18 protein-coding genes are annotated in these 19,393 nt (G+C 55.5%); 1 reads left to right on the top strand and 17 read right to left on the bottom strand.

The window, feature by feature from the left end; genetic code table 11:
• Positions 1–50: 50 nt before the first annotated feature.
• The 10 genes from dacA to leuS form a co-directional block, all read right to left on the bottom strand.
• The gene (gene dacA, locus RS584_RS06075; protein ID WP_003858714.1) at positions 51–1,262 is read right to left on the bottom strand and encodes a D-alanyl-D-alanine carboxypeptidase DacA; all 1,212 of its coding nucleotides are present in this window, start codon (positions 1,260–1,262) and stop codon (positions 51–53) included.
• A 139-nt stretch (positions 1,263–1,401) separates the two neighbouring features.
• On the bottom strand, positions 1,402–2,508 hold the full coding sequence (gene rlpA, locus RS584_RS06080; protein WP_315749103.1) for an endolytic peptidoglycan transglycosylase RlpA: 1,107 nt from the start codon (positions 2,506–2,508) through the stop codon (positions 1,402–1,404).
• A gap of 16 nt (positions 2,509–2,524) precedes the next feature.
• Positions 2,525–3,637, bottom strand: a complete 1,113-nt coding sequence (gene mrdB / locus RS584_RS06085; protein WP_015571139.1) for a peptidoglycan glycosyltransferase MrdB — start codon at positions 3,635–3,637, stop codon at positions 2,525–2,527.
• 2 nt (positions 3,638–3,639) lie between these two features.
• Positions 3,640–5,541: a peptidoglycan DD-transpeptidase MrdA gene (gene mrdA, locus RS584_RS06090; RefSeq protein ID WP_015571138.1), complete on the bottom strand. Its 1,902-nt coding sequence runs from the start codon at positions 5,539–5,541 to the stop codon at positions 3,640–3,642.
• Between the two features lie 28 nt (positions 5,542–5,569).
• Positions 5,570–6,037 carry a 23S rRNA (pseudouridine(1915)-N(3))-methyltransferase RlmH gene (gene rlmH / locus RS584_RS06095; RefSeq protein WP_003858701.1) on the bottom strand — a complete coding sequence of 156 codons (468 nt, stop codon included), beginning with the start codon at positions 6,035–6,037 and terminating at the stop codon, positions 5,570–5,572.
• A 3-nt stretch (positions 6,038–6,040) separates the two neighbouring features.
• Positions 6,041–6,358, bottom strand: a complete 318-nt coding sequence (rsfS, locus tag RS584_RS06100; RefSeq protein ID WP_003858696.1) for a ribosome silencing factor — start codon at positions 6,356–6,358, stop codon at positions 6,041–6,043.
• Positions 6,359–6,626: 268 nt separating this feature from the next.
• Entirely contained in the window at positions 6,627–7,292 is a 666-nt protein-coding gene (nadD, locus tag RS584_RS06105; RefSeq protein WP_003858694.1) for a nicotinate-nucleotide adenylyltransferase, read from the bottom strand.
• Positions 7,285–8,316, bottom strand: a complete 1,032-nt coding sequence (gene holA / locus RS584_RS06110; RefSeq protein ID WP_017382469.1) for a DNA polymerase III subunit delta — start codon at positions 8,314–8,316, stop codon at positions 7,285–7,287. Before holA ends, nadD begins: the two co-directional genes overlap by 8 nt.
• Positions 8,316–8,885, bottom strand: coding sequence for an LPS assembly lipoprotein LptE (gene lptE, locus RS584_RS06115; RefSeq protein ID WP_006809628.1), 570 nt, complete (start codon positions 8,883–8,885; stop codon positions 8,316–8,318). Before lptE ends, holA begins: the two co-directional genes overlap by 1 nt.
• 14 nt (positions 8,886–8,899) lie before the next feature.
• Positions 8,900–11,482, bottom strand: a complete 2,583-nt coding sequence (gene leuS / locus RS584_RS06120) for a leucine--tRNA ligase (RefSeq protein WP_015571136.1) — start codon at positions 11,480–11,482, stop codon at positions 8,900–8,902.
• A 214-nt stretch (positions 11,483–11,696) separates the two neighbouring features.
• Between leuS and RS584_RS06125 the strand changes: the two genes are divergently transcribed.
• A complete protein-coding gene (locus RS584_RS06125) occupies positions 11,697–12,179 on the top strand; it encodes a zinc ribbon-containing protein (protein ID WP_003858689.1) in 483 nt (160 codons plus the stop codon).
• A gap of 80 nt (positions 12,180–12,259) precedes the next feature.
• Here the strand turns inward: RS584_RS06125 and rihA are convergent, their stop codons facing one another.
• The 7 genes from rihA to corC form a co-directional block, all read right to left on the bottom strand.
• Positions 12,260–13,201, bottom strand: coding sequence for a pyrimidine-specific ribonucleoside hydrolase RihA (gene rihA / locus RS584_RS06130; RefSeq protein ID WP_315749104.1), 942 nt, complete (start codon positions 13,199–13,201; stop codon positions 12,260–12,262).
• A 120-nt stretch (positions 13,202–13,321) separates the two neighbouring features.
• Positions 13,322–14,047, bottom strand: coding sequence for an amino acid ABC transporter ATP-binding protein (locus RS584_RS06135; protein ID WP_006809622.1), 726 nt, complete (start codon positions 14,045–14,047; stop codon positions 13,322–13,324).
• A complete protein-coding gene (gltK, locus tag RS584_RS06140; RefSeq protein ID WP_315749105.1) occupies positions 14,044–14,721 on the bottom strand; it encodes a glutamate/aspartate ABC transporter permease GltK in 678 nt (225 codons plus the stop codon). Before gltK ends, RS584_RS06135 begins: the two co-directional genes overlap by 4 nt.
• Positions 14,722–15,462 carry a glutamate/aspartate ABC transporter permease GltJ gene (gene gltJ / locus RS584_RS06145; protein WP_015571133.1) on the bottom strand — a complete coding sequence of 247 codons (741 nt, stop codon included), beginning with the start codon at positions 15,460–15,462 and terminating at the stop codon, positions 14,722–14,724. It lies immediately after the preceding gene.
• Positions 15,463–15,617: 155 nt separating this feature from the next.
• Complete coding sequence (locus tag RS584_RS06150) at positions 15,618–16,523, bottom strand: amino acid ABC transporter substrate-binding protein (protein ID WP_003858681.1); 906 nt, start codon at positions 16,521–16,523, stop codon at positions 15,618–15,620.
• 380 nt (positions 16,524–16,903) lie between these two features.
• Entirely contained in the window at positions 16,904–18,442 is a 1,539-nt protein-coding gene (gene lnt / locus RS584_RS06155) for an apolipoprotein N-acyltransferase (RefSeq protein ID WP_315749106.1), read from the bottom strand.
• A gap of 5 nt (positions 18,443–18,447) precedes the next feature.
• Positions 18,448–19,326, bottom strand: a complete 879-nt coding sequence (gene corC, locus RS584_RS06160; protein WP_003858679.1) for a CNNM family magnesium/cobalt transport protein CorC — start codon at positions 19,324–19,326, stop codon at positions 18,448–18,450.
• Between the last annotated feature and the right edge of the window lie 67 nt (positions 19,327–19,393).

Below are 19,393 nucleotides of genomic sequence, written 5' to 3' on the forward strand. Positions count from 1 at the left end.
CTGATACGTAGTATATGGGGATCAAAATCACACTTTCAAGTGTTCAATTTTTAACCAAACCAGTGATGGAACATCAGCTTAATGTAATCAATGATTTTGCCGAAGAAATTGCCTTCAGGAATTTCCTCCAGCACCACCAGCGGGCGCTGATCGATGGTTTTGCCATCCAGTTGGAAGTTAATGGTACCCACGACCTGATTCTTTTGCAGCGGGGCGTGCAGCTCTGTGGTATTCAGCACGTAGCTGGCTTTCAGATCTTTCATACGACCGCGTGGGATCGTCAGATAGAGATCTTTGTCCACGCCCAGGGAAGCGCGGTCGTTATCGCCAAACCAGACAGGTTCAGAGGCAAATTCTTTACCGGCTTTCAGCGGGTTCACGGTTTCGAAGAAGCGGAAGCCCCAGGTCAGCAGCTTTTTGCTTTCCGTTTCGCGGCCTTTAAACGTACGTCCCCCCATCACGGCAGAGATCAGACGCATCTGGCCTTCAGTGGCGGAGGCCACCAGGTTATAGCCGGCTTTATCGGTGTGGCCAGTTTTGATGCCGTCGACGTTCAGGCTGTTGTCCCACAGCAGGCCGTTACGGTTGGTCTGACGAATGCCGTTGAAGGTGAACTCTTTCTCTTTGTAGATAGAGTACTCGTTTGGCACATCGCGGATCAGCGCCTGACCGATCAGCGCCATGTCACGCGCGGAGCTGTACTGACCCTCGGCGTCCAGGCCGTGAACGGTCTGGAAGTGGCTGTTTTTCAGGCCCAGGGCGGAGACGTAGCTGTTCATCAGGCCCACAAATGCGTCCTGGCTGCCCGCTGCAAAATCGGCCATGGCCACGCAGGCGTCGTTACCGGACTGCAAGTTGATGCCACGGATAAGCTGAGAGACCGGAACCTGCATGCCTGGCTTCAGGAACATCAGCGATGAACCTTTGAACACCGGGTTGCCGGTTGCCCACGCATCGTTACCGATGGTCACCAGGTCGGTTTCTTTGAATTTGCCTGCTTTCATGGCCTGGCCGATAACATAGCTGGTCATCATTTTGGTCAGGCTGGCCGGATCGCGGCGGGCATCGGCGTTCTGTTCTGCCAGAACTTTGCCGGAGTTGTAATCAATCAGGATGTAGGATTCCGCGTCGATCTGCGGAACGCCAGGGATCATGGTCTTGATGTTCAGGTCGTCCGCGTGAGCTGCGGAGAACGCAGCAGCGCAAAGGGCCGTGGTCAGCGCCATGCGCTGCACAAAACGAGCAGAAAAAGTGGTCTTCATGGTCAGAACTACGACATCCGTGATGGAATTAAAAAAAGTGCCTTACTATAGCAAATGCTATACGGGCAGGCATCCGACTTTCATCATGAGAGTGTTAACGTGCTTTACACAAACTGACATTTCGGATACCACCGAATAATTATTTTGCAACAGCGATAAACGACTGGAGCTGCGCCTCGCTCTGCAAACGCTGTTGCAGGGACGCTGCCTGCGATTTGCTGGCAAACGGACCCATCTGGATACGCCATACCGCACCGTTTTGCTCAACGCGGCCTGGCACGCCAAACTGCTTGCTTAAACGCTGCTGATATTGCTCTGCACGGGTCCGATCGCTGACGGCGCCAACCTGAACCACGTAGCTGCCGCTCGCCGTCGCAGGCGCCGCAGTCTGCGTAGCAGCAGGCGCGGTCACCGGGGCGGGTTGTGTAGCGGGTGCAGCAGCGACGGGCGCAGGCGCTGGGGCAGGTTCATTTGATTCAATCACGCCCGGCGCTAACGTGGTGGGTGCGCCAAGGAAACCACTGCTTTTCACCGGGGCGCCTGTCGCGTCTTCACTTTGCAGCGTATCGTTGCTGATAGCGCGCACTTCACCCTGCGGCTGTGTGGGCTCTGCCGGCGTTGAAGCGCCCCCCATACCACCGCTCAGATCCGGGCGAGCGGGCAGGGCATAGGTCTGTTTCGCGACCGTGGTACAGGCCGTGCCCGGGCCAGACAGTGAACCATCCTGCGCCACGATAATCGGGTCGATACGCACTTTAGTATTGTTTGAGGTGTTCAGACGGTCGGCCGCCGCGCGGGACAGGGAGATCACGCGATCGGTGCCGTAAGGACCGCGATCGTTGATACGCACCACGATCATTCGGCCATTCGCCAGGTTAGTGATGCGCGCATAGCTCGGGACAGGCAACGTCGGGTGTGCCGCCGTGATCTGCATCGGATCGAAGGTTTCACCCGACGCGGTCAGGTTGCTGCCGGGCTCAGCGTCATAGATGGCAGCAAAGCCAGCCTGGCTGAAACGGGAAGGATCCTGAACGATTTTATAGCTTTTACCGTCGCGCTGATAATCCTGATTCACGCTGGCGTTCAGCGGTTCATAAACGGGATCGGCACCGCTAATCTCAACAATCGGGCCATTACAGACCGCAGGCTGCGGCGGCGCGACGGTTGCCTGTTGCTGACCATCATCACTTGTACAGGCGGCAAGTAAACTTGCTGCGATGCAGATCCCCAGCCACTGCTTACGCATTGCGATCCCCTTATTTTTATACGCTTTTGGACAACATTTTCCTGTGGGTATGGATCGACATGACGATACCAAACCCGGCCATCAACACGATCAGTGCCGAGCCCCCGTAACTCACCAGCGGCAGCGGTACGCCAACAACCGGCAGAATACCACTCACCATACCAATATTTACGAAGACATAAACGAACAAAATCAACATTAATCCGCCTGCCATCACGCGACCAAAGGTGGTTTGCGCGCGCGCGGCAATCCACAAACCTCGCATGATCAGCAGCACGTAGAGTGCAAGCAGCACCAGGATGCCAACCAGCCCTAACTCCTCAGCCAGAACGGCAAAGATAAAGTCGGTGTGGCGTTCCGGTAAAAATTCGAGCTGCGACTGCGTACCGTGCAGCCAGCCTTTACCACGCAGGCCTCCGGAGCCAATCGCAATCTTCGACTGAATAATATGATAGCCTGCGCCCAGCGGATCGGTCTCGGGATCGAGCAGCATCATAACGCGCTGACGCTGGTAATCATGCATCAGGAAGAACCAGAGGATAGGGATAAACGCGGCAACCAGCACCACGGCGATACCAATCAGACGCCAGCTCAGGCCGGACAGGAACAGGACGAACAGGCCGGAGAGCGCGATAAGAATTGAAGTACCGAGGTCCGGCTGTGCGGCCACGAGCAGCGTCGGCAGGAAAATCAGCACCAGCGCAATGGCGGTATTTTTCAACGACGGCGGGCAGACGTCGCGGTTAATAAAGCGCGCCACCATCAGCGGGACGGCGATTTTGGCGATTTCCGACGGCTGGAAGCGGACAATCCCCAGATCCAGCCAGCGTTGCGCCCCTTTCGAGATGGCGCCGAAAGCATCTACTGCCACCAACAAAATAATACAGAAAATATAGAGATAGGGCGCCCAGCCCTCGTACACGCGCGGCGGTATTTGCGCCATCACCACCATAATGACCAGACCCATGGCGATCTGGCCGATTTTACGCTCCATCATGCCGATATCCTGGCCGCTGGCGCTCCAGATAACGAGGGCGCTATAGACCAGCAGAGCCAGCAGGATCAGCAGCATGGCTGGGTCGATGTGGATCTTGTCCCACAGCGATTTTTTATTCGGATTATCCGTCATGATTATTGGTCCTCCGCCGCAGCGGCTGCCGGGTTTTCAGCTGGCAGTTCGGTGTTGTTGTCACCCAGCATGATGTGGTCGAGGATTTGACGCATGATGGTACCCACCGCCGGGCCTGCGCCGCCGTTCTCAAGAATCATCGCCACCGCAACCTGCGGGTTATCATAAGGGGCAAACGCCGTCATGAGCTTGTGGTCACGCAGACGTTCGGCAATTTTATGTGCATTATAAGTTTCATTCGCTTTCAGACCGAAGACCTGAGCCGTACCTGATTTCGCGGCTACCTTATACGGTGCGCCAGCGAAATATTTGTGCGCCGTCCCGTTAGGGCGGTTGGCTACACCGTACATGCCGTCTTTCGCGATTTCCCAGTACCCGGAATGAATGTCACCCACCGGCGGCTCGTGCGGCTGTATCCACGGCACTTTTTTGCCGTCTTCAACGGTGCTTTGCAGCAGGTGCGGCACTTTCACAACGCCATCGTTAATGAGGATCATCATCGCCTTGTTCATTTGCAGCGGCGTTGCCGTCCAGTAGCCCTGGCCGATCCCCACCGGAATGGTGTCACCCTGATACCAGGGTTTTTTAAAGCGCTTCAGCTTCCATTCGCGGGTTGGCATGTTGCCGGAACGCTCTTCCGCCAAATCTATGCCGGTGTAATGCCCGTAGCCGAATTTGCTCATCCATTCAGACAGACGGTCAATACCCATGTCGTAGGCAACCTGATAGAAGAAGGTATCCGCCGACTCCTCCAGTGATTTGGTCACGTTCAGATGGCCGTGGCCCCATTTTTTCCAGTCGCGGTAGCGTTTCTCAGAGCCAGGTAACTGCCACCAGCCGGGGTCAAACAGACTGGTATTACGGGTGATGACGCCCGCGCTTAGCGCAGACACGGCAACATACGGTTTAACCGTTGAAGCTGGAGGATAAACCCCCTGCGTCGCGCGATTCACCAGCGGCGTGTTTGGATCGTTGAGCAGGCCGGAGTAATCCTTGCTGGAGATGCCATCCACGAAGAGGTTCGGATCGTAGCTTGGCATCGAAACCATCGCCAGAATACCGCCGGTACGCGGGTCGGTCACAATAACCGCAGCACGGCTACCCGCCAGCAGCGTCTCGATATACTGCTGTAGCTTCAGGTCGAGTGTCAGATAGACGTCATGTCCCGCCTGCGGGGGAACCTCTTTCAGCTGACGGATCACGCGGCCACGGTTGTTAACTTCAACCTCTTCATACCCGGTCTGACCGTGCAGCACGTCTTCGTAATAACGTTCGATCCCCAGCTTGCCAATATCATGGGTTGCGGCGTAGTTAGCCAGCTTGCCGTCTTTATCAAGGCGTTCGACGTCTTTATCGTTGATTTTGGAGACGTAACCAATGACGTGCGTCAGCGCGGAGCCGTAAGGATAGTAGCGGCGTTTATAGCCTTTGACCTCCACACCGGGGAAACGGTATTGGTTAACGGCAAAACGGGCGACCTGCACTTCCGTCAGGTTGGTTTTTACCGGAATGGAGGTGAAGCGGTGAGAACGTGCGCGCTCTTTTTTGAACGCAGCGATATCGTCATCAGTCAGGTCGACAACGCTTCTCAGCGCGTTCAGCGTATCCTGCACGTTATCCACTTTCTCGGGCATCATCTCTATCTGGTAGATGGTGCGATTAAGCGCCAGCGGCGTGCCGTTACGATCGTAGATAATGCCGCGGCTGGGCGCGATGGGCACCAGCTTGATACGGTTTTCGTTTGAGCGGGTCTGGTAATCGGTATAGCGGACAATTTGCAGATTATAGAGGTTGGCGATCAGCACGCCGGTAAGCAGCAAAATCCCCGTAAAGGCGACCAGCGCCCGGCGCACAAACAGCGCGGACTCAGCCGTATAGTCGCGAAAAGAATTCTGTAGTTTCATCCGCTGCTTAAATTACCCTGGTCAGTCATTACTCGCGGTGATAAGGGTGGTTGGTAGTGATGCTCCATGCGCGATACAAACTTTCTGCCACGAGAACCCGTACAAGCGGGTGGGGCAGCGTCAGCGCCGAGAGTGACCAACTTTGTTCTGCTGCCGCTTTGCAGGCGGGAGATAACCCCTCTGGTCCGCCAATCAACAGACTGACGTCCCGACCATCCTGCTTCCAGCGCTCCAGTTCGTGCGCCAGCTGCGGCGTATCCCAGGGTTTGCCCGGAATATCGAGGGTCACGATGCGGTTTTTGCCTGCGGCAGCCAGCATCAGTTCTCCCTCTTTATCGAGAATACGTTTGATATCTGCGTTCTTGCCGCGCTTTCCTGCTGGGATCTCCACCAGTTCGAACGGCATATCTTTTGGAAAACGACGCAGATACTCAGTAAAACCGGTTTGTACCCAGTCCGGCATTTTGGTGCCGACGGCGACCAGTTGCAACTTCACGCATTAACCCCAGAGTTTTTCCAGCTCATACAGGCGACGGCTCTCTTCCTGCATGACGTGGACAATCACATCGCCGAGATCGACAACCACCCAGTCAGCGGTCGCTTCACCTTCAACGCCCAGCGGAAGCAGCCCTGCCGCGCGCGATTCCTGAACAACATGGTCAGCAATCGAAACAACGTGACGAGTTGAGGTCCCGGTGCAGATGATCATGCAGTCGGTGATGCTGGATTTACCCTTAACGTCGATAGCGATGATGTCCTGACCTTTCAGGTCATCAATTTTGTCGATAACAAAATCCTGGAGTGCTTTACCCTGCAAGTTTTCCCCCTGGGTGAATGAGATTGTACAACTATGAATTCGTGGTCAGTCAGTATACCTGAACTGACGCCAGTCGCGGGACAAATGTCACCGCCCGGCTTTTGAAGGCGGGTATCATCCCACCCTCCGCCTGATATTGCATCGCCATTTTTGTAAAACAATTTCTGTAAAGCAGCGATCGGCGGGAAAGTCTGGCAGCGGAGGATATCAGTATGGCTTAGCCTGTCAAGGCAGGATAATCATTAACGGACAATTTCGCCGGCGATGCTCAGACATCTGTACTTTTCTGATACAGACCGTGTGCGTGGATATAGGCCAGCACGGGCGAGGGGAGGAGATCGTCACAGTCTAAACCCTGCTGGAGACGCTCGCGGATGAGGGTTGCGGAAATATCAAACCACGGCGTTTCAGCGAGATAAATTTTCCCGGCGGGGAGACTGTGCAGGTCTTCTATATTGTCCGTCAGATGCGCGTCAAGCCACTGCTGATGCTGTGCGTCGCGCATGGTCAGCGGGTAGCCCGGACGGCGGCAGACCAGCAGATGACTGTTTTCCAGAATGGTTTCGTACTGGTACCAGCTGGGAAAGTTGAGCAAGGAATCCTGGCCGATGATAAACGCCAGCGGTTTCATGGGCCCTTGCTCAGCGCGCCACTCCCGCAGCGTTTGCGATGTCCAGGAAGGGGTATCCCTGCGCAGTTCACGCTCATCCAGCGTGAAGAGAGGCTTATCGGCGATAGCCAGTGCGAGCATCGCTTTACGCTGCTCGCTGGTTGCTTCTGGCTGAGGACGGTGCGGCGGAACATTGTTGGGCATGATGATTACCCGCTGCAACCCAATCAAATTCGCGAGGATTTCTACCGGCTTAAGATGCCCATAGTGTACCGGGTCGAAGGTCCCGCCATACATTGCCTGTAAAGAATGCATATCACCCATCGATAAATACGTCTGCCAGCGCCTTATGGCAGAGCAGCAAAGAGAGGCTCTCCAGCTCCGCCCAGACAGACTGGCCGTAATCCTGTTTTAACGTCAGTTCGGCGCGCATCAGAAGTTGTACTGCCTGACGCAACTGCTCCTGGCTCAGGCGGTTTATCGCCTCCGTGGTCATCGCCCGACGGTTTTGCCAGACGCGATGTTTGTCGAATAAGGCGCGCAGGGGCGTGTGTGCTGACTGGCGTTTAAGGTTGTTCAGCAGCAGTAATTCGCGCTGGAGCGTACGGAGCAGGATGACCGGCTCACTCCCTTCCAGGCGCAGCTGTTGCAGGATGTGCAGAGCACGCTTACTTTTCGCCGACAGCAGCGCATCAACCCAGTGGAAGGGGGTAAAGTGCGCGGCATCATTCACCGCCTGTTCCACGCGCGGCAGCGTCAGCTTACCATCGGGCCACAGCAGGGCGAGCCTGTCCAGCGCCTGCGCCAGTGCCAGAAGGTTGCCTTCGTAGCAGTAGCACAGGAGCTGGCTGGCGGCCTCATCCAGCTGCAAATTGTGCTGCTTTGCTCGCGCGGCAACCCATTTTGGCAGATGCGCCTGCTCTGGCGTCTGGCAGGTGACCAGCACCGCATTGGGGGCTAGCCGGGTAAACCAGGCCGCGTTTTCCTGCGCTTTTGTGAGTTTGTTGCCGCGTACGATAAGCAGCAGATCGCCGTGTAACAAACTCACCAGCATAGCCAGCTGTTCATTGATGGCAGCGTTAGGACCATTCTCCGGCAGCAGGATCTGGATTGTCTGACGAGAGGCAAACAGGCTCATGGCCTGACAAAGCGAGAAGATAGCGTTCCAGTCGGTACTGTTATCGATCTGGAACGTATGATGTTCATCGAAACCCTGCGCGGCTGCCGCATGGCGAACCGCATCAAGGCTTTCCTGAAGTAACAGGGGGTCATTGCCGAGTAGCAGATAGGCCGCGCGCAGCCCTTCGTTGAGCTGCGCGCGGAGTTGTTCAGGATACAACCTGATCATCAGTTACCCAGAGACGTTGGCATATCCGGCGTGCTGGCATCCGGTGTTTCGATGACGTCAGCGCCTTTTTTCGTCGACGCGGCAATGGCAGGCAGTCTGCGGATCAGCTGTTCCGCGGCCTTATCGTACATCTCTTTGATGATAATCTGCTGTTCGGCGTCTTTTGCCAGCGCCGTCTGCGGGTTATCGAAGAACGAGCGGTAGACTTTGGTATTGATAGGGTAAATATCTTTACCTGGCATCAAGACGGCCGCATCAACGGTAAGCACCATCTGATATTCCGCCGTCCGCCCATCCTGGAAGATCGAGGCCGTATCTTGTGACAGCGTAGATTTCAGGACGCGAAGCGAAGGAACATCCTGACGCAGGGTTCCCTTCTCGATCAGCTCAACATCGTTCAAACGCAGCTGGTTACGAATGGCCCGGCTCAGCGGTCCGTTCGGATCGGATGAGTCGAAGATCATCGTTTTCATCTGAGCAGGCACTGCCGTGGTGTTGCGCAGGTGCCAGCCGCAGCCAGCGGTGACCAGCACCGCCAGAGATAAGAGTATTGTTGCCAGTTGTCGCACGTTTCCTCCCGCGCTTAGCCAACGACCAGATTCAGCAGTTTACCAGGTACGTAGATCACTTTACGTACGGTAACGCCCTCAAGGTATTTCGCGACCAGATGCTCCTGGCCTGCGCGCTCGCGAACCTGTTCTTCGGTTGCGTCGACCGCGACGGTAATTTTACCGCGCACTTTACCGTTAACCTGCACCACCACCAGCGTGGTGTTTTCCACCATAGCGGATTCATCCGCCACTGGCCACGGCGCGTTGTCGATATCGCCTTCGCCTTTCAGCTCCTGCCACAGGGTGAAGCTAACGTGCGGCGTGAACGGGTTAAGCATGCGAACGACCGCCAGCAGCGCTTCACGCATTAAGGCGCGATCCTGCTCGCCGTCCTGCGGGGCTTTCGCCAGCTTGTTCATCAGTTCCATAATAGCCGCAATTGCGGTATTGAAGGTCTGACGACGACCAATATCATCGGTGACTTTCGCAATGGTTTTATGAACATCACGACGCAGCGCCTGCTGATCTTCGCTCAGTGCAGCCACGTTCAGCGCTGGCGCATCACCCTGAGAGGTGTGCTCGTACACCAGTTTCCAGACGCGTTTCAGGAAGCGGTTTGCCCCTTCAACGCCGGATTCCTGCCATTCCAGCGTCATATCTGCCGGGGAGGCGAACATCATGAACAGACGCACGGTGTCAGCGCCGTAACGCTCAACCATTACCTGCGGGTCGATACCGTTATTTTTCGACTTGGACATCTTGCTCATGCCGGTATACACCAGTTCATGACCTTCGGCGTCTTTCGCCTTCACGATACGGCCTTTCTCGTCGCGCTCCACAATCGCATCAACCGGAGAAACCCAGTTGCGCTCGCCGTTCGCGCCAACGTAGTAGAACGCATCTGCCAGCACCATGCCCTGACACAGCAGCTGTTTTGCCGGCTCGTCGGAGTTGACCAGGCCTGCGTCACGCATCAGTTTGTGGAAGAAGCGGAAGTAGAGCAGGTGCATGATGGCGTGTTCAATGCCACCGATGTAGATGTCTACCGGCAGCCAGTAGTTTGCTGCATCGGAATCCAGCATGCCTTCTTTGTACTGCGGGCAGGTGTAGCGCGCATAGTACCAGGAGGATTCCATAAAGGTGTCGAAGGTGTCGGTTTCACGCAGCGCTGGCTGACCGTTGACAGTGGTTTTCGCCCACTCAGGATCGGCTTTGATCGGGCTGGTGATGCCGTCCATGACCACGTCTTCCGGCAGGATCACCGGCAGCTGATCTTCCGGCGTTGGCATCACGGTGCCATCTTCCAGAGTCACCATTGGGATTGGCGCACCCCAGTAACGCTGACGGGAAACGCCCCAGTCGCGCAGACGGTAGTTCACTTTACGCTCGCCCACGCCCAGGGAGGCCAGCTTGTCGGCGATGGCGTTGAAGCCTTCTTCGAAGCTCAGGCCGCTGAACTCACCGGAGTTAAACAGGGTGCCTTTTTCAGTCAGCGCTTGCTCAGAGAGATCGGGCTCAGAGCCGTCAGCGGCAAGAATAACAGGCTTGATGGTCAGGCCGTATTTGGTGGCAAATTCGTAGTCGCGCTGGTCGTGACCCGGCACGGCCATCACTGCGCCTGTGCCGTATTCCATCAGTACGAAGTTGGCTGCCCAGACAGGGATCGCTTCGCCCGTCAGCGGGTGAATGGCTTTAAAGCCGGTATCAACGCCTTTTTTCTCCATCGTCGCCATGTCGGCTTCGGCCACTTTAGTATTGCGGCATTCGTCGATGAAGGTCGCCAGTTCCGGATTGTTTTCTGCCGCTTTCTGCGCCAGCGGGTGACCTGCGGCCACGGCCAGGTAGGTCGCGCCCATGAAGGTGTCCGGACGGGTGGTATAGACGGTCAGGGTCTGGTCGTAGTTCTCAACGTTGAAGGTAATTTCCACACCTTCGGAACGGCCGATCCAGTTGCGCTGCATGGTCTTAACGGTATCTGGCCAGTGGTCCAGATTATCCAGATCGTTCAGCAGTTCGTCAGCGTAGGCGGTGATTTTGATAAACCACTGCGGGATCTCTTTACGCTCTACTTTGGTGTCGCAGCGCCAGCAGCAGCCGTCGATAACCTGTTCGTTCGCGAGAACGGTCTGGTCATTCGGGCACCAGTTAACGGCAGAGGTCTTCTTGTACACCAGGCCTTTTTTATACAGCTCGGTAAAGAATTTCTGCTCCCAGCGGTAGTATTCCGGGGTACAGGTTGCCAGCTCGCGACTCCAGTCATAGCCAAAGCCCAGCATTTTCAGCTGGTTTTTCATGTACGCAATGTTGTCGTACGTCCACGGAGCCGGTGCCGTGTTGTTTTTCACCGCCGCGCCTTCAGCAGGCAGGCCGAACGCATCCCAGCCGATAGGCTGAAGAACGTTTTTGCCCAGCATACGCTGGTAGCGCGCAATCACGTCACCGATGGTGTAGTTACGCACGTGGCCCATGTGTAGTCGACCAGAAGGATAGGGAAGCATCGACAGGCAGTAATACTTCTCTTTGCTCTCGTCTTCGGTTACTTCAAAGGTGCGCTTCTCGTCCCAGTGTTGCTGGACTTTTGATTCTATCTCTTCCGGGCGGTATTGCTCTTGCATGGCAGCCAGTGGTCCTGTGTTCAATACAGCTACAAATGTAGCCAATGGATGTGGTAATTCAGATCCGCATAGCATAGCCCAAACGCCCGCGTCAAAACAGCCTTTCACGCAAATGCACTTTGCAGGAATTTACCGGGTCTGTGCTTCACCTGACAAAGCGGCGGCGAAATAAGGTCTATTATTAGAGACAGTTACTTACCCGGGAGGCAAAATGATGAACAAGGTTGCTCAATTTTACCGTGAACTGGTAGCGACTCTGACGGAACGGCTGCGTAACGGCGAGCGTGATATCGACGCGCTGGTCGAACAGGCACGCGCACGCGTGACGCAAACGGGTGAGTTAACGCGAACCGAAGTGGAAGAGGTGACGCGCGCCGTGCGCCGTGACCTGGAGGAGTTCGCGCGAAGCTATGAAGAGAGCCAGGACGAGATCGCCGACAGCGTTTTTATGCGGGTCATCAAAGAGAGCCTGTGGCAGGAGCTGGCGGATATTACCGATAAAACTCAGCTGGAATGGCGTGAGGTGTTTCAGGATTTAAACCACCACGGTGTCTATCACAGCGGCGAAGTAGTGGGGTTGGGGAACCTGGTGTGTGAGAAGTGCCACCACCATATAGCCGTTTATACGCCGGAGGTGTTGTCGCTGTGTCCGAAGTGCGGGCACGACCAGTTCCAGCGTCGGCCGTTTGAGCCTTAAATAAAAGCAAAACGGCAACCACGTTGCCGTTTTTTAGTGTTTGCTCCCTCTCCCTGTGGGAGAGGGGTGGGGTGAGGGCATCAGGCCGCACTATAGTAAGCCAGCCGCTCCGCCAGCAAATCCACAAACGTTTCCCGATCGATATCCACCATCACCGTGGTATTCGGCTTGTTTCCCGTTAGCGAGTAATAGTCCACCACCGTCATTCCCTGGGTATATTTCCCCTGTGTTTCCACACCAACCCAACGCTCGACCGTGGTAAACATCTCCGGCTTCAGCAGCCAGGCGATGGTGCAAGGGTCGTGCAGCGGGGCGCCGTGGAAGCCCCACTTCTCGGCTTTGTGATACTCCATAAAGAAGTCGAGCAGCTCGGCCACGGTCGTTGCAACCGGGTTGCCCACGGCGCGGAAGCGTTCAATATCGTCTGTCATAATCTGTGCCCGATGCGTCACGTCCAGCCCCGCCATCACAATCGGCAGGCCCGACTGGAAGACGATTTCCGCGGCTTCCGGGTCAACGAAGATGTTGAACTCTGCTGCTGGCGTCCAGTTCCCCAGCCCCATTGCCCCGCCCATGATGACGATACGGGCGATGTTGCTGTGCAGTTCAGGATGGCTGTTCAGCAGCAGCGCTACGTTGGTCTGCGGGCCGGTTGCCACCAGCGTCACGGGCTCTGCGCTCTCACGCAGCACCTTCGCCATGAGCTCGACGGCAGTGCAGTTTTGCGGGGCGAAATTCGGCTCCGGTAGCGCCGGGCCATCCAGCCCACTTTCACCGTGAACATTATCCGCAATGATCAGCTCGCGCATCAGTGGCTTAACGGCGCCACCTGCGACCGGAATATCGGTGCGTTTCAGCAGCGTCAACATGCGCAACACGTTTCGCAAGGTTTTATCCGGCGTCTGGTTCCCGGCGGAGGAGGTGACAGCTTTTACGTCCAGTTCAGGGGAAGTAAGCGCGAGGACGAGCGCGATCGCGTCATCATGACCCGGATCGCAGTCGAGAATTATAGGGTGTGCCATAGCGTTCTCCATTCTTAGCATTATTTTGTGACAAGGTTAACGCTGCGATGTGACGCCGAATAGAAAAAGAGAGCTAAAGCGTGAAGCAGTGCGCAATCCGCAGATTGCGCACTAAAAAGATTAATGCAGGATTTTGGCGAGGAAGTCTTTTGCACGTTCAGATTTAGGATTTGCGAAGAACTCTTCTTTTGGTGAGTCTTCAACAATTTTCCCTTCATCCATGAAGATCACGCGGTTGGCCACTTTACGGGCGAAGCCCATTTCGTGCGTCACCACCATCATGGTCATCCCTTCGTGCGCCAGCTCCACCATGACGTCCAGCACTTCGTTGATCATCTCAGGGTCGAGCGCGGACGTCGGCTCATCAAACAGCATTGCCACCGGATCCATGCACAGCGCACGCGCGATTGCCACACGCTGCTGTTGGCCGCCCGAAAGCTGGGCCGGGAACTTATCCGCATGCGCAGACAGCCCGACGCGTTCCAGCAGCTTCAGCCCCTTTTCGCGCGCCGCTTTTTTGTCTCGTTTCAGCACCTTGACCTGCGCCAGCGTCAGGTTCTCAATGATGGACAGGTGAGGGAACAGCTCAAAATGCTGGAACACCATCCCTACGTGGGAGCGAAGCTGGGCAAGGTTGGTTTTGCGGTCATTCACTTTGGTGCCGTTAACGACAATCTCGCCCTGCTGGACAGGTTCCAGCCCATTAACGGTTTTGATAAGCGTGGACTTACCGGAACCGGACGGGCCGCATACCACTACCACATCGCCTTTTTTTACTTCTGTTGAGCAGTCGGTCAGCACCTGAAAGTGCCCATACCATTTAGAAACATTTTTCAGGGAAATCATTGTACCGTCCTTTTCTTCAGCCAGCTGACCAACAGCGATGCGCTTAAACTAATCACAAAATAGACCCCGCCCGCGAAGAGGATCATCTCAACCTGCGTTCCGTCACGTTCGCCAATGGTGGAGGCGGTACGGAAGAAGTCTGCCAGACTCAGCACGTAGACCAGGGAGGTATCCTGGAACAGGACGATGCCCTGCGTCAGCAGCAGCGGAACCATGGCGCGAAACGCCTGCGGCAGAATAATGAGCTTCATGGACTGCCAGTGCGTCATACCGAGCGCCAGCGCAGCGCTGGACTGCCCGCGAGAGATACTCTGAATACCTGCGCGGATGATCTCTGAGTAGTAGGCGGCTTCAAACATGGAAAACGCCACCATGGCAGAGATCAGGCGGATATCGGTCTTTGGCGACAGTCCCAGTACGTTCTGTAAAAAGCCGGGAACAATCAGATAAAACCACAGCAGCACCATGACCAGTGGAATGGAGCGGAATACGTTAACGTAAGCCGTGGCAAACCAGGCGAGCGGCTTAAAGCTCGACAGGCGCATCACTGCCAGCAGGGTGCCCCAGACAATACCGACGATAATGGCGATAACGGTGATCTTTAAGGTGATTGCCAGTCCATCCAGCAGATAGGGCATGGAGGGAACAATGGAACTCCAGTCAAAATCGTACATTTATTTGCCCCCCAGATTGCCCGGCAGGCGTACTTTGCGTTCAACCAGGTTCATCACCAGCATGATGAAAGCGTTAATCAGAACATAGGCGAGCGTAATCGCCGTGAAGGATTCCCAGGCGTGAGCGGAGTAATCCAGCAGTTTGCCCGCCTGTGCCGCCATATCCACCAGACCGATGGTTGAGGCGATAGCCGAGTTTTTTACCAGGTTCATCATCTCGGACGTCATCGGCGGAACGATGACGCGGTAAGCGTTAGGCAGCAGTACGTAACGGTAGGCCTGGGGCAGAGTCAGGCCCATTGCCAGTGCCGCATTCTTTTGCCCGCGCGGCAGTGACTGTATGGCGGCACGTACCTGCTCGCAGACGCGCGCAGCGGTGAACAGCCCCAGACACAGCATAGAGGAGACAAAAAATTGTACGTTAGGATCCAGCTCGGCCTTAAACCACATGCCGAGATCTTCCGGCAGCAGTTCCGGGATCACCAGATACCAGGTAAAGAACTGCACGATCAGCGGAACGTTACGGAACAGTTCCACATAGAGCGTGCCAATCGAAGAGAGAAAACGGTTAGGGACGGTACGCAGAATACCGAACAGCGAACCGACAAGAAACGCGATAATCCACGCCGTTATCGATAACGCAACGGTAACCTGAAAACCGCTCCACAGCCAGCCGAGATAGGTGGTGTTGCCGAACGGGGCTTGTTGCAGAAAGATGCCCCAGTTCCAGTCAATTGACATAGTAAACTCCAGAAAAAAAAGGGTAGCAGCGCTACCCTCGAAGATTGGTGAGAAGCTCAATTTTTGCGCTGAGTGGGGAACGACCACTCAACGTATAGTCTGTCCATGCTTCCCGACAATCGAGAGGGCAGGAGATCCCGCCCCTGTCGTTCTAATTAGTTAAGAGCTTTGTCGTTTGGTGATTTGAACAGCGCTTTCATGTCGTCAGACAGTTCAAAGTTCATGTTCAGGTTTTTTGGTGGAATTGGGTTCTTGAACCATTTGTCGAACCATTTTGCCGCTTCGCCGGAGGTTTGCGCCTGAGCGATGGTGTCATCGATCAGTTTCTTGAAGTCCTCGTCCCCTTTACGCAGCATACAGCCGTAGGCTTCTTTCGACTGGGCGGTACCGACGATTTCCCAGTTGTCTGGTTTCTTCGCTTTCGCGCGCTCGCCTGCCAGCAGGGCGTCATCCATCATAAACGCGACAGCACGGCCGCTTTCCAGGGTACGGAAGGAGTCGCCGTGGTCTTTCGCGCTGATGATGCGCATGTCCATTTTCTTCTCGTCGTTCAGCTTGTGCAGCAGCACTTCGGACGTGGTACCGGAGGTCACGACAACCGCTTTGCCTTTCAGGTCAGCAAAATCTTTGATGTCGCCGCCTTTCTTCGTCAGCAGGCGGGTGCCCACAACGAAGATGGTGTCCGAGAAAGCGGCCTGTTTCTGACGCTCAAGGTTGTTGGTGGTTGAGCCACATTCAAAATCAAAAGTGCCGTTTTGCAGCAGAGGAATACGGTTCTGTGAAGTGATGGGGATCAGCTTCACTTGCAGGTCAGGTTTGTTCAGCTTTTTCTTCACGGCTTCAACGATGGCGTTGGAGTAATCCTGTGAATAGCCCACGACTTTTTGCGTGTTGTCGTAGTAAGAGAACGGGACAGAAGATTCACGGTGGCCGACCACGATCACGCCGTTTTTGGCAATCTTGTCGAGAGTGCTTCCTGCTGCCGGAGCGTCTTCAGCGTGGACAACCCCCGCAGACATTCCCATAACCAGCATTGCTGTGGCCAGTTTACGTAATTGCATACCCAACTCCTTTCTTATCAGCGCCAGTGACGCATAGATACCCATTGTGATGTTGTTATATCTCGCGCAATGCGAGTGCAGTGTTATGCAAGCTTGTTAACATTTAGTCTGGCTTAATGTAAAGATTTTGCTGCGTTATTGTTTATTTTTGCGAAGCGCGCCGCACCATTCAGAGGCAATAATCCCTCGTTGCACCGTTTCGGTGCTACCGATGGTCTACGCTGGTGCGACAAAGTTGCACGTTAAGCCAGACAGCGTTGATGTGAATAAACAAAGCAACAGGCGTGCCAGAATTGAAGTTTGGGAGGAAATTGCCGGGTGGTGGCGCTGGAGAGTAGGCCGGGTAAGGCGTAGCCGCCACCCGGCAACAGAAGGTAAGGTTATTTACGACGCTGACGCAGGCTCATCAGTACTGCGCCAAAGCCGAACAGCGTAGTCAGGATCCACAGCGGCCAGTTCCCGGTGCGCGCGTAAGGCGTAAGCCCGGTAGTTGGCGTGACGTTAGTAGTCAGCACCTCACGGGTAAATTGCGGGATCATGGCCTGGATTTCACCCTGCGGACCAATCACGGCGGTAATGCCGTTATTGGTGCTGCGCAGCAACGGACGCGCCAGCTCCAGAGAACGCATTCGCGCCATCTGGAAGTGCTGCCACGGGCCAATCGATTTACCGAACCACGCATCGTTTGAGATGGTCAGCAGATAGTCGGTGTCCGGGCGGAAATTATCGCGCACCTGCTCGCCGAGGATAATCTCGTAGCAAATGGCGGCCGTCAGGGCAAAACCGTGCGCATGCAGCTGCGGCTGAACGTAAGGGCCCCGGCTGAATGAGGACATCGGCAAATCAAAGAACGGTGCCAGTGGGCGCAGAATAGACTCCAGCGGAACAAATTCGCCAAACGGTACAAGGTGGTTTTTGTTGTAGCGATTGGTGGAGGTATAGCTGTATTCGCTGTCCTTACCGAGCGTAATGATCGTGTTGTACGTGTCATAGCGGTTCTGCTGATTGAGACGCGCATCCACAATTCCGGTGATCAGCGTACTGCCGCGCGCGCGCAGCAGATCGTCCATCATCTTCAGGAAGGGCTGCTGATTGATCTCCAGGTCCGGGATCGCAGACTCAGGCCAGATGATGAGCTGCGATTTGCCCATCACCTTTTCAGTGGCGTTGGCGTAGATTTTCAGCGTGTTCAGCAGCTGATTCTCATCCCATTTCAGGGACTGTGGGATATCGCCCTGGACCAGAGAAACCTGCGTGGCGCGCGCGGGCTCCAGCGTAAACCACTGGATATAACGCAGCGGGAAGGGCAGGGCAAACAGGATCAACGAGGCAACCAGCGGCTTCCAGTTACGTGTCACCAGAGCCAGCACCAGAAGGCCGCTGACGATCATCAACAGGAAATTGATGGCTTCCACGCCCATGACCGGGGCCAGGCCTTTCAGCGGGCCGTCTACCTGGCTATAGCCGAACTGCAACCACGGGAAGCCGGTCAGTACCCAGCCGCGCAGAAATTCGGTGATTTGCCAGACAACGGGTGCCGCTATCGCCACGCGCAGCCAGGTCGTTTTTGGCCACAGGCGAGACAGGATGCCCGCGAACAGGCCGGTGTAGAGCGAGAGATAGGCGGCGAGCAGCACAACCAGGAAGACGTTAACCGGCCCCGGCATTCCGCCAAATTGCGCGATACTGACGTAGACCCAGTTGATACCAGAGCCGAACAGCCCCAGCCCCCAGAAGTAGCCAATGGCCGCGGCCTGTACCGGACGACGGTTCAGGGTAAGACCCTGTAGCCCGATCAGGGAGAGAATAGCGGCCGGCCAGATATCGTAAGGAGAAAAAGCCAGCGTACCGCTGGCTCCGAGTAACAGCGCCAGCAGCAAACGGACGCGCTGGCGTTCAAAGAGTGGGGCAAATGCCATTTACATTAATCTTCCAGTTTTGGCACCGGTGAGTCGTCCGGCATTCTGACGTGAACCTGAATAATACGTCGGCTGTCAGCCATTGCGACCTTGAACTGGTAACCATCGATGTCAACGGTTTCACCGCGGGCCGGAAGATGGCCGAAGGCCTGCATCACCAGACCACCAATGGTGTCCACTTCTTCATCGCTGAAGCTGGTGCCAAAGGTATCGTTGAAGTCTTCAATGGAGGCCAGCGCGCGCACGGTCCAGGTGTGGCGGCTCAGCTGACGGAAGTCGATATCCTCTTCTTCGTCATACTCATCTTCGATTTCGCCCACGATCAGCTCAAGGATGTCTTCGATTGTGACCAGACCGGAAACGCCACCAAATTCATCAATAACAATCGCCATGTGATAGCGCTGGGAGCGAAACTCCTTCAGCATCCGATCCACACGTTTACTTTCCGGCACAACCACGGCCGGGCGTAACACCTTTTCCATACTGAAGGCTTCGGCATCGCTGCGCATAAACGGCAGCAGATCTTTCGCCATCAAAATCCCTTCAATGTGATCTTTATCTTCGCTGATGACCGGGAAACGTGAGTGAGCCGATTCGATAATCACATCGAGGCACTCGTCCAGCGTCTGGTTGCGTTTCAGGGTAATCATCTGCGAGCGGGGGATCATGATGTCGCGGACGCGCTGGTCGGCGATGTCCATCACCCCTTCGAGCATTTCGCGCGTATCTTCGTCGATAAGGTCGTTCTGCCCGGAATCACGAATCAGCTCCAGCAGTTCATCACGGTTTTTCGGTTCGCCGTGGAAAAGCTGGTTCAGAATGAGGGAGAAAAATCCCTTTTTAGTGGTTGTCGTGTCGCTACTGTGTGAATTGTCGTCGCTCATGGCGTTTGTTAAGGGTTCTCTTGTTAGTTCAATGTTAACCGCCGCGCTATGTCCCTGCGCGGCGGCA

It is taken from the genome of Enterobacter sp. DTU_2021_1002640_1_SI_PRY_ASU_LCPMC_013 (assembly GCF_032389435.1).
GTDB classification, from domain to species: Bacteria; Pseudomonadota; Gammaproteobacteria; order Enterobacterales; family Enterobacteriaceae; genus Enterobacter; species Enterobacter hormaechei_C.